Raw genomic sequence first — 11,176 nt, forward strand, 5'->3', positions numbered from 1 at the left:
AAGGGGACAAGGGGACAAGGGAGACAAGGGGACAAGGGGACAAGGGGACAAGGGGACAAGGGGACAAGGGAGACAAGGGGACAAGGGAGACAAGGGGACAAGGGAGACAAGGGGACAAGGGGACAAGGGAGACAAGGGGACAAGGGAGACAAGGGGACAAGGGGACAAGGGAGACAAGGGGACAAGGGAGTATTTAGCGCTCGTTGCCCCCGTTGCCTCCGTTGCCCCCGTTGCCTCCGTTGCTTTCCAAGCCTTCCCTGTTGCTGTTTAGAAACCCAAAAGGGGTCCGAGCATTTTCGGGGCTGGGAGAACAATTGCCGTGAGCAGTGCTAAAGCTGTCAAGCCGATAACATCTCGGCGGTTATCGAGTTCGCTCACGTCGTTGAGTGCGGGTTCGTCGCGAATCGGCATCAAAAACAACACGATCGCCCCAAAGAGCAATTCTCGACGATCGCCATAGGCTAACGCCAGTACCAACATCAACAGGCGCGTCACTTGGGCGATTCCTAGGGCCGTTCGCTGGCCGAACATGGCGTGAACCATATGACCCCCATCGAGTTGTCCCACCGGCAGTAGGTTAAACGCCGCCAGCAGCAGCCCCAGATAGCCCGCGATCGCCATGGGATTCAAGTTCACCACCACATCGGCATTTAGCTCGCTTCCCAATGCCAACTTACTCGCCACCGCCAGCAAGAGGGAGAACTGAGGGGTGAGGGCATTAAAATTGAGCAATCCCCGCTCTGCATCGAGTAGTCCCTCATTCTTCAAGACGTCCAACGCCGATAGGGGCACGAGTTCTGAATGGACCAAACCCCACATCAGCAGCGGAATGGAAAGCAAAAGCCCCACTAAGGGACCGGCAACGCTCACATCGAACAGTGCTTTGCGGTTGGGAATGGGCGATCGCATCTGGGTAAACGCCCCAACGGTTCCCAGAAAAAATGGAAACGGCACGAAATAGGGCAAGGTGGCGCGAATTTGGTGAAATCGGGCCGCAAAATAGTGACCGAATTCGTGAATGCCGATGACCGCCAGTAAGGGGAGAGAATAGGACAACCCCTGCCACAGCCGAGTGGGATCGGACAACCCCTGCCACAGTTGACGGACTTCGATGGCGGGAGTGGCTTCGTACACCTGTTTGGCGTTCTCGGCCGAAATTAGAGCGGCTGCGTACAAGTCTTGCCATCGAGAAAACCCTTCCGAAAATGCGACGCCAGCGAGTGTGGTGGTAAACAGAGTCACCAACAGCAAACCCAGGGCAAAGAGCGGTCGTGTCGTGGTTTCGGATGATTCGGGCTTTTTCGATTCCGCTTGAGGATTGGGAACGAGGATGAAGAACGGTTGCTTGGCGTACAATCCCTCTTGAAACACCACCAAAAAGCGATCGCCGAATTTTTGAGCGATGTTACTTTGAATGGTCTTATAGGCTCGATCGGGATTGGTTCGCAACTGTCCCCGACACACCACCACTTGGGGGCGGTACTCCAAGTTTCGCAGGTAGTACACCGACCAGGGGAAACAGTCTCGCAACTGACCCTCTTCTTCTCGATCGATCGGTCGCAGTGGCGGTTGGGGGGAAATGTCTTCCTCCCGATCGGGTGTGGCGTTCGCTCCAGGGCTTTGGGACTCAGAGGGTTGGGATTCGGCGGGTTTGGACATTTGAGACTCCTTGGGAGACACCCGACCCCGTTGAACCAGCCACCAGTACAGCACGAAGCACACTGCAAAGGGCCCGATCGCCACAATCGCCGGCAAGTTCGCATCTTCGCCGTAGATGAGCGCCCAAACCGTCAAAATCGACGCTGGAGTCATCATCACCAGCCACAAAATCCAAATCGGCGTCCGGGTAATGCGCGGAACACTACGCTGCAAAATAAGATAAGTAAGGAGTCCAAGGAGTAAGAGCAACCAAAAATTCATGCCATCCCAACGCAACGCTGCGCCCAAAAAACCACGGGCTGTCCTGGACAATGTTTTTGCTTTTTCCCCAAATCGGGACACGCTAGGAGCAACCGCTTATCTCATTGTAGAAAAAGTTGCCAATATACTCATCGACTGTCCGCCGTGGAACGAACACACCCAAGCTTTCCTTGAGGAACGCGGGGGAGTCGGAATTCTATTTCTCACCCATCGCGGCAGCATTGGTAAAGCCGCCCAAATTCAAGCATCGACCGGATGCGAGATCGTCATCCAGGAACAGGAAGCCTATCTGCTGCCGGACGCAAAACTGACTACCTTCGAGTCAGAAATCTCCCTCGGAAACAACACGACGGTCGAGAAGGCGATCGGAATCTGGACGCCGGGTCACTCTCCGGGTTCCTCTTGCTTGTACTACGGCGGTGGAGGGGGTCTGTTGTTTACCGGTCGCCATCTGCTGCCGAATCGCCAAGGGGTGCCCGTACCGTTGCGCACGGTGAAAACCTTTCACTGGCCCCGCCAAATTCGCAGCGTGCAAGCCCTGATCGAGAGATTTACCCCCGCAACCCTATCTTCGATTTGTCCGGGGGCGAATACCGGCTTTTTACGGGGTCAGACGGCAATTGAGGATGCTTACTCGAAGCTTTCGGAACTCGACCTTGACGAACACCTTCAAATTCAACCCCTGCTTTAGGGAGCTTGGGGGGCATCGGGAGCAGGGGAGCTCGGGGAAGCAAGGGGAGGAATGGACAATTGACAATGGGTCAGTTGCGGCACTCTTCCCTCTGAGCGTCCTAAGCGTCATCTCTCCTCGTGCTCCCCTTTCTCCTTTCCGAATTCTGCATTCCGAATTCCGAATTCTCATTCACCACGCACGCGAATAGATGAAAAAAACTCCGGCTCTTTCCGTTTCACCCAAACGTGCCGATGCCCTGGATGCCTTGCGAGGGTTGGCGGTGTTGGCGATGGTGCTTTCGGGAACGCTGCCGTTTGGGGGAGTGCTGCCAGCTTGGATGTATCACGCTCAACTCCCGCCGCCGGACAATACTTTTAATCCCAACGTTCCGGGACTGACTTGGGTGGATTTAGTGTTTCCGATGTTTCTATTTGCCCTGGGGGCTGCCATTCCCCTTTCGGGTTCTCGCGCCATTGCTCGGGAATGGAACGGGTTTCAAATCAGTTTGTCGATTCTCAAGCGAGGGTTTTTGCTGAGCACTTTTGCTATTTTCGTGCAGCACGTTCGACCGACGCAAATCAACCCGTTGCCCGGAGAAGAGAAATGGTGGTTGGGGTTGTGGGGATTTGGTCTGCTGGTGCTGTGCTACGCCCGTTGGCCGAAGTCTTGGCCGGTGTGGTTGCGTTATGGATTAACGGGTGCGGGTTGGATGGGTGCGGTTCGATTGCTCGGTCGCATTCGCTATCCCGATGGTAGTGGGTTTTCCCTCGAACGTAGCGATATCATTCTCATGATTCTGGCGAATATGGCAGTATTCGGTGCCTCGATTTGGTTTTTGACCCGAGAGCGGCGATCGATTCGACTGGGTCTGTTGGTGGTCTTACTGGCTCTGTGGCTGTCGTCATCGTCGCCGGGATGGGTTGCCACTGTGTGGTCGGCATCCCCGATTCCCTGGCTATTTCAATTTGAGTATTTAAAGTATTTGTTTATTGTCATCCCCGGCACGATTGTTGGAGATTTAATCTTAGAATGGTTGCAAGATGTACAAGACCGCGAACAGGTTTTCACTTGGTCGTCTTGGCAATTTCTAGGAATTGGTACCATTGGGGTGCTTTCCATTTTTGGCTTGCTTGTGGGTTTGCAAGGTCGATGGGTCGGGCAAACAACGATTCTGATTTTATGTCTGTATGGATTGGGTTTTGCATGCATACAGAATCCAATTCAACCGACAGAGAAGCTCATTTATGAGTTATACCGATGGAGTGGATTCTGGTTGACCCTCGGATTATTTTTCGAACCGTTTCAGGGTGGAATTAAAAAAGATAGTGCGACTCTCAGTTATTTTTTGGTCACCTTGGGAATCTCACTGCTAATTTCGATCGTTTTGAGTGTATCGATCGAATTTTTGGATTGGGGTCAATTCTTCTCTTTTTCGATCGAGACCGGAAAAAATCCGATGATTGGCTACATTGGGTTTGCTAACTTGATTTGGCCGATCTTGAGCCTGACAGGATGGTATGAGTCGATTGAAGAAATGAATTTACCTCCTTGGGAAAAATTTGGGGTTGCCGTTATTTACACGATTTTTTTGGCATTTTTAGTCAATCTATTCAATCAATTCAAAATCTTTATGAGAACTTAAAAATAGTAAGTCAGGTCTGATTTATGTTGAGTTATCAAAGTTTTATGAGGCTAAAATAGTTCCAGAAATAACAGTTATTGTGAGTTCTGTCTTTTTCGCTTTTTAAAAATATCCAAGAGTGATGGCAAAAATCCTGATTGTAGATGACGATCCGACAACCCGGTTAATTCTCAAAAAAGCATTGCAAAATGCAGGGCACTCGGTATTTGTTGCCAAAAATGGCTTGGATGGACTCGCTCACGTGAAAACCTTACATCCTGCCTTAGTCATTTGCGACTGGATGATGCCACAAATGAACGGTTTAGATTTTTGCGTTGCCGTTAAAGCCGATCGCACTTTAGCCACTACCTACATTATTTTACTCACCCGGCGCGGACATGTAGACGATCGGGTCAAAGGACTCGATAGCGGTGCAGACGAATTTCTCTCCAAACCCATTGAAGTCCAAGAACTAACCGCACGAGTCAGAGCGGGGTTGCGCCTACATCGTCTCACTCAAGAACTCAAGGAAGCCAATCAAAAACTGATCGCGCGCAACCAGCTACTCGAATCCCTTTCTATGACCGATCGCCTAACGGGATTGTTGAACCGCAGAGCTTTAGACCGAACGTTACCCCACCTCCTCAGACAAACCTACAACGCGCAGGATAGCCAAGATTCTCTGTGCGTCTTCATGATGGATATCGATCGATTCAAGCAAGTGAACGATATCCACGGTCATTTAGTTGGAGATATCGTCTTGCGTTCCGTTGCCGAACGATTACTCGAGATCGGTCATCCGCAAAGCTCCTTCTATCGTTACGGTGGAGAGGAATTTACCTGTATTACTCCCGGTTTGGACTCGGCCTCAGCCTTGGAGTACGGCGAGTCCTTGCGAACGGAAATCGCCTCGTGTGCCATCGACATTCACAACGGGAAAACCTTGCCCGTCACCTTAAGTATTGGCGCGGCCGTTGCCAGTCAGAAGAATCGAGTCAGCGATCGAGAATTGCTACTACAGGCAGATAAAGCTCTTTATCAAGCCAAACAAGCAGGACGGAATTGTTTGCAATTTTCTCCAGTGCAAACGGCCCACCGCGAACCGCGTTAAATGCCCGAACGGGTAAGAGTTCATGGCGATTCAGATAAGTTTGTCCCTCGGAGTACCCCCAAAGGATCGAAAAAATGTCATCCTAAAGGAATGTTGCTAAGTGCTGAAACCCTACTTTTTTATCAACGCTGTCCGAGGCGAGCTTTTCTAGATGTGTATGGTGACGTTCGGCACAAAGAACCGGAAAGCGACTTTCTGCTGAAACTTCGTCAAGATAGCCAAGCTCATCGGCAAGAGATTCTGGCCAGTCTGACTTACCACCAACCGAGTTACCCGCGCTCGAATTGGCTTGCCGGTAGTCAAGCCACGAAGGAGCTGATGCAGCAGGGTGTCGAGCGCATCTACCGAGGTGTTCTGCTGACGGAATGGAGTGGCGGCGCGACCCTGGTGAGCGTCCCCGACTTACTGGTGAAGCAGCCGGGGGAATCGAACTTTGGTAACTGGCGCTACGAGGCGAGCAATATCAAACTCGGGAAGCGATCGAAAATCGAGTATCAAATCGTCGGGGCTTTTGACGCTCAGGTTTTGGCGGACGTACAGGGAGTTTGGCCGGATACGACGTGGTTGCTCCTGCGCAAGCGCGCTCCCCATCCGGTTAACCTGGCACAACGGGTTCCGGAAATGCATCAGGTTCTTAAAGATTGTATCTCGACGATCCGCGATCGCCGCGCTCCAGAAGTCTTTATTTCTCGCCAGCGATGCAGCCTCTGTCACTGGTACACCAGTTGTCACACGGTTGCCGAAAAAGAGCGCCATCTCTCCTTATTACCCGGTATTACTCCCAATCGCTACGAACAGCTGCAAAAAATCGAAATTACCAGCCTCGAAGATTTAGCTTCGATTCAGGTCGACCTATTGGTACCGGTGATGGGAGAAGATATTGCCGAACAACTGGTTTGGCAGGCTCAATCGACCCTAGGCAACCGAGCGATTTGGAAGGGCAAGCGCGTTTCGTCCTTTATCGTCCCCAGTCCCGTTACGTCGACATTGAAACTCAATCGCCACGCTCCAGATGCTCGAATTCCCTCCTACCTAACGTCTAACGTCGAATTTCACTTCGATCTCGAAGCGGAACCGGAATTAGATATCGATTTTCTGTTTGGGGTGCTGGCGATCGATCGGGTGAAAGGAACGGAAAAATTTTATCCTCTGATTGCCGAAAAACCTGAAGATGAGGAGAAAGTGTGGGCGCAATTTTTGGAAGTCGTCGGTATGTATCCAGATGCGCCCATTTTTCATTTTTGCGACTACGAAGTAAAAACCACCAGCAAGTTAGCCAAGCGCTACAAAACCCCCGATTCCCTGTGGAAACCACTGCTCGATCGCTTTGTGGACGTGCATTTGTGGATGACGCAAACGGTGGTTTTACCCGTGGAAAGTTACGCCCTCAAAGCGATGGCCCGCTGGATCGGTTTTGAATGGCGCGATCCGTCGGCTAATGGCGCTCAGTGTATTTGCTGGTACAACCAATGGCTCGAAACCGGAGAGCGTCGCTATCTCGAAGCGATCGTCGAATACAACGAGGATGATTGTCGGGCGACTTATCGGGTTAAGGAATGGCTGGTGGAATTTTGGCGACAACAAAACTGAATAGGAGCTGAATACTTAACTTGGAGGTGTACGGAGAAATGTCCATGAAACCCCCCCAACCATCCATGGAGCCTGACTTCGCCGTAGCCGCACTGTTTGGCTGCGACTTCGATACCCTGTTTGGCGTTGGCTTGGGCACAATCGACGAAGGGGGTGCCAATAATCGGGAAGGGAGAAGCTTTCCCGCTTGAAGGGGAAATTCACTTAAGTCTGAATGTCTCAGTCCGATTAAAATCGATCGAGAGCCGCTCCCGATTCACCCAAAAATCCATGCTTGCCCTCTCCCCAACCCTTCAACAAAAACTCGCCACCCCCCTCAAAATTGGCGATATCGAAGTCAAGAGCCGCGTTCTCCAGTCTCCCCTGTCTGGGGTGACGGATTTGGTGTTTCGGCGGTTGGTGCGCCGCCTGGCCCCCGATTCGATGATGTATACCGAGATGGTGAATGCCACCAGCCTCCACCACGTTCGCGAACTGCCCAAAATCATGGAAATCGATCGCGGCGAACGTCCCATCAGCATTCAACTGTTCGACTGTCGACCGGATTTTTTGGGAGAAGCGGCACAAATGGCCGTTGAGGAGGGGGCCGATACCATCGATATCAACATGGGCTGTCCGGTGAATAAAATTACCCGCAAAGGCGGAGGTTCGTCCCTGCTGCGCCAGCCGGAAGTCGCCGTTGCGATCGTCCGGGCGGTGAAAGAGGCCGTTTCGGTCCCGGTGACGGTGAAAACCCGCCTGGGTTGGGCGGACGACGAAATCAATATTCTCGATTTCGCCCGTCGGATGGAAGATGCCGGGGCCAGTATGCTCACCCTCCACGCCCGCACCCGCGCCCAGGGGTACAATGGCGAGGCGCGCTGGGAGTGGATTCGCCGGGTGAAAGAGGCTCTGGACATTCCCACGATCGCCAACGGTGATATTGTTTCGGTAGAGTCCGCCGTGCGCTGTTTGGAAGAAACCGGTGCCGATGGGGTAATGTGTTCTCGAGGAACCCTGGGCTACCCGTTTCTGGTGGGAGAAATCGACTACTTCCTCAAAACTGGCCGCCAGCTACCCCCCCCAACTCCCCTTCAACGGTTGCAATGCGCGCGAGAGCATTTGCAAGGGCTATGGGAATACAAAGGAGAGCGAGGCATCCGTCAAGCTCGCAAGCATTTAGCGTGGTACTGTAAGGGATTTCCGGGAGCGGGAGAATTGCGCGATCGCCTCAGCCGCACCGAAACCGTCGAAGCGGGGTACGCACTGCTCGATGATGCCATTGAGAGATTGAAGTTGGGGTGTGCGGAAGATGAGGCGATCGATTGTATTTAGAGGAGCGAATCATCTATGACAAACTTCGATGTCATTGTTGCTGGTTTAGGTGCAATGGGTAGTGCCACCCTCTATCAACTCAGCAAGACTAACCTATCTATCCTCGGCATCGATCGGTTTAATCCGCCACACGATCGAGGATCGTCACATGGAGAGACACGAATTACAAGGTTGGCGGTTGGTGAGGGCGAAGCCTATTATCCTCTTGTTGCAGAATCTCACAAAATATGGCGGGAAATCGAAGAATTAACGGGATTAAATCTTCTACATCAAATTGGCTGTCTTATTTTTACAGAAGGGCAAGAAAAGAGCTTTTTGCACGGAGATAATTTCTGGGATGAAACGATACGAATTGCCAATAAATACGGAATCAAACATGAGATGTATGATTTTGATTCTTTGTGCAAACAGTATCCTCAAATCAAATTTAATGAGAATGCTTATGGATACTTTGAATTTGAAGCGGGTTACTTAATCCCTGAAAAGTGTATTGAATCCAATCTCATGCTCGCCGGAAAATTTGGTGCAAATCTTGCTGTTGACGAGCAAATTATTAAATTAGAGTATAAAGACACCATCAGAGTAAAAACGAATAAAAATGTTTACGAATGTGCCAAGTTAATTCTCACATTAGGGTCGTGGATAAAACAATTTCCAGAGTTTAAAAATATTTTTAAAGTTTTTAGACAGGTTATGTATTGGTTTGATGTGGAAATCCCAGAACAGCAATATACACGAGGAAACCTTCCTGTTTTTATTAGAGCAGGAGAAGATGCTATTAATTCTTATTACGGATTTCCAATAATTTATCCGAAACAAGGTATGAAGATTGGCATCGAACAGTACGAACTTGAAAGCAATCCCGATTTTGTAAACACGAATATAAGTGAAGAGGAAACTCGAATTGCATACGAATTATTCTCAAAAAATTTTCAGATTAAGCCAAGATGCTTACATTCTAAGACCTGCCTGTATACTGTGACACCAGACTATGGCTTTGTCATTGATTATCATCCCGAATCTAATGATGTGCTTGTGGCATCTCCCTGTTCGGGACATGGCTTTAAACATTCGGCTGGCATTGGCAAGCTGCTGGCACAGTTGGTAACAGATGATGAATTACTACTTGACCCTACACCTTTTCGTTTGGATAGATTTTAATGTGCGATCTCATCCCAAATCCGCTTCATGAAGTGTCCTGATTCGAGTGATGCAAAAACATCGTGAAATGGAGAAACGGTGAAGGTTTCACGTTGTTTATAATAAGAGTTATAGCGCAACCCCTCCGCTTCACTTCGCCCGCAGTTGATTTACACGATCGCGCGCGCATAGGTTTTTTCTATTCCCTATTCCCCACCCTCACCCAAAATAGTCTTATCCAAAACTGACGTTACCAAGGACTGCCCACAGTGGTAAAACCCGACCAGTAATAAGGGTGAGAGAGATCGACGTTTCCGAGGCGACCCAGTTCGGGGGTGAGGGGAACGGAGCGATCGCCCATTTGCAACTCCCCTTCTGCCAAGCGAACGGTTCCGGCAATCATATCCCGTTGTGCTTGGGCGATGGCTTCGGCTTTGATGGGAGCGGTTCCTAAATGATGGTAGAGGCTGCCCATCAACCCCAAGGTTCCCTCATCGCTCACCGACCACAAACTGGCGATAACCGATCGCGCGCCGGAGTAGACGGCCAAACCGCTAAAGCCGAGTTCCGCATCTCGATCGCCCACGGCCGTTTGACAGGCGCTCAGTACTAAGAGATTCACTGGGGGATCGTGCAAATGGAGATTCGGGAACTCGTTAAGTTGCACGGAATCGTCCCAAAATTGAATGTAGGAGTTGCTCGGCGTTCCAGATTGGAAGGCCGCATGGGTGGCGAAGTGGATCGCGTCGTAGCTTCCGGCTTGACGCTGTTGGTGCAAGTTCTCTTGGGTGAACCTTTCGTTGAGAAACACTTGACCCGAATCCTGGTTAATTGCTCCCGCCACCAATTCTAATTCCAGAGGAACGGCCGGCAGAGGAGGCAAATCGGTAAATTGGCTCGCACCCATGGCGAGTACTCGTTCTCGAGAAATTTGCTGGTAGCTGCGATCGAGTAACGTGAAACTGGGAACCAAGGACATGCTATAGTTTTCCACCAAGAAACGATCGCCGTCGTGGAGAGCAGCCAGAGGCATACTCCGCAACCCCGCTCCCAAACTGAAAAGCAGGGTATCGATTTCGAGTTCCTCTAAATGAGGTTCTAGGGGGGCGACGATCCACTCGTAAAGCTGTTGGGAACTTTCGAGGTAGCGATCGTCAAATCGGAACCGGGGATTGGTGAGGGTGCGACGAAACTCTCGCAGGGCATTGACAACGGTTTCTCGGGAGGTGTCGGGGATGGTATACCGCACGAGGGTTCCTCTCGAAAGCCGTCCGTTGCGACGATTTTTGGCATTCGCTACATCCCGAGAATAAGACACTCGGGCCACATCGTCGGATTCTTTTGGCTCTTGTTTGAGTTGAAGCCCTTTGGTATTGTCCGGGAAAGCTTCTTCCGGGGTTGGTTCGACTAAACCATCTCGCGATGAGGAAGCTTTGGGGGGTAGCAGGAGCAACTCCATCTCGTTTTCCCGTGCCACGACGTAGATTAGAGCCGCTTCTTGACCGGTGCGATCGGATAAATTTCGCAATTCGTCTTGAATTTGCTCGAGGGTCATGTCTGGGGTGGGTAGCTCGCCGGGGTTGAGATAGTTGACATACTCGATGGTGCGGATGCGTTCGAGCTGTTCGACGATTTCTCGGCGATCGTCGCTAGTAAAGGCGCGATCGAGCCGCAAATTCGTCCCCTCCTCCGTTAGACTGGCTCTCGCTCGTCTGGGTGGGGTGAGTGGGGGTGTCGTTTTGCGCTCGAAGTCCTGGGAGTCTGGAGTTGTGGTGGTTTCCGGTTCGGGTTCGGGTTCCGGCTCCGG

The 11,176-nt window shown here is 51.2% G+C and carries 10 protein-coding genes; 8 read left to right on the top strand and 2 right to left on the bottom strand.

Going from position 1 to position 11,176, the window contains the following annotated elements; genetic code table 11:
* A partial coding sequence (locus AC2215_RS13175; RefSeq protein WP_486810469.1) for a hypothetical protein occupies positions 1-271 on the top strand: 271 nt, incomplete at its 5' end.
* On the opposite strand, the gene AC2215_RS13180 is transcribed toward AC2215_RS13175, so the two are convergent.
* Entirely contained in the window at positions 268-1,920 is a 1,653-nt protein-coding gene (locus AC2215_RS13180) for a site-2 protease family protein (protein ID WP_486810470.1), read from the bottom strand. The genes AC2215_RS13175 and AC2215_RS13180 overlap by 4 nt on opposite strands.
* Between AC2215_RS13180 and AC2215_RS13185 the strand changes: the two genes are divergently transcribed.
* The 7 genes from AC2215_RS13185 (at position 1,919) to solA (ending at position 9,390) form a co-directional block, all read left to right on the top strand.
* Positions 1,919-2,611, top strand: a complete 693-nt coding sequence (locus AC2215_RS13185) for an MBL fold metallo-hydrolase (RefSeq protein ID WP_486810471.1) — start codon at positions 1,919-1,921, stop codon at positions 2,609-2,611. The two genes, AC2215_RS13180 and AC2215_RS13185, sit on opposite strands and share 2 nt — an antisense overlap.
* A gap of 190 nt (positions 2,612-2,801) precedes the next feature.
* Positions 2,802-4,235: a DUF5009 domain-containing protein gene (locus tag AC2215_RS13190; protein WP_486810472.1), complete on the top strand. Its 1,434-nt coding sequence runs from the start codon at positions 2,802-2,804 to the stop codon at positions 4,233-4,235.
* Positions 4,236-4,356: 121 nt separating this feature from the next.
* Positions 4,357-5,325 carry a GGDEF domain-containing response regulator gene (locus AC2215_RS13195; protein WP_486810473.1) on the top strand — a complete coding sequence of 323 codons (969 nt, stop codon included), beginning with the start codon at positions 4,357-4,359 and terminating at the stop codon, positions 5,323-5,325.
* Positions 5,326-5,415: 90 nt separating this feature from the next.
* Positions 5,416-6,915 carry a TM0106 family RecB-like putative nuclease gene (locus AC2215_RS13200; RefSeq protein ID WP_486810474.1) on the top strand — a complete coding sequence of 500 codons (1,500 nt, stop codon included), beginning with the start codon at positions 5,416-5,418 and terminating at the stop codon, positions 6,913-6,915.
* A 44-nt stretch (positions 6,916-6,959) separates the two neighbouring features.
* Positions 6,960-7,106: a hypothetical protein gene (locus tag AC2215_RS13205; RefSeq protein WP_486810475.1), complete on the top strand. Its 147-nt coding sequence runs from the start codon at positions 6,960-6,962 to the stop codon at positions 7,104-7,106.
* A 79-nt stretch (positions 7,107-7,185) separates the two neighbouring features.
* Complete coding sequence (dusB, locus tag AC2215_RS13210) at positions 7,186-8,229, top strand: tRNA dihydrouridine synthase DusB (RefSeq protein ID WP_486810476.1); 1,044 nt, start codon at positions 7,186-7,188, stop codon at positions 8,227-8,229.
* Between the two features lie 15 nt (positions 8,230-8,244).
* The gene (gene solA, locus AC2215_RS13215; RefSeq protein ID WP_486810477.1) at positions 8,245-9,390 is read left to right on the top strand and encodes an N-methyl-L-tryptophan oxidase; all 1,146 of its coding nucleotides are present in this window, start codon (positions 8,245-8,247) and stop codon (positions 9,388-9,390) included.
* Between the two features lie 229 nt (positions 9,391-9,619).
* Here the strand turns inward: solA and AC2215_RS13220 are convergent.
* Positions 9,620-11,176 (bottom strand): CHAT domain-containing protein (locus AC2215_RS13220; RefSeq protein WP_486810478.1); only part of this gene is annotated, 1,557 nt, incomplete at its 5' end.

This window comes from Zarconia sp. (assembly GCF_057467645.1).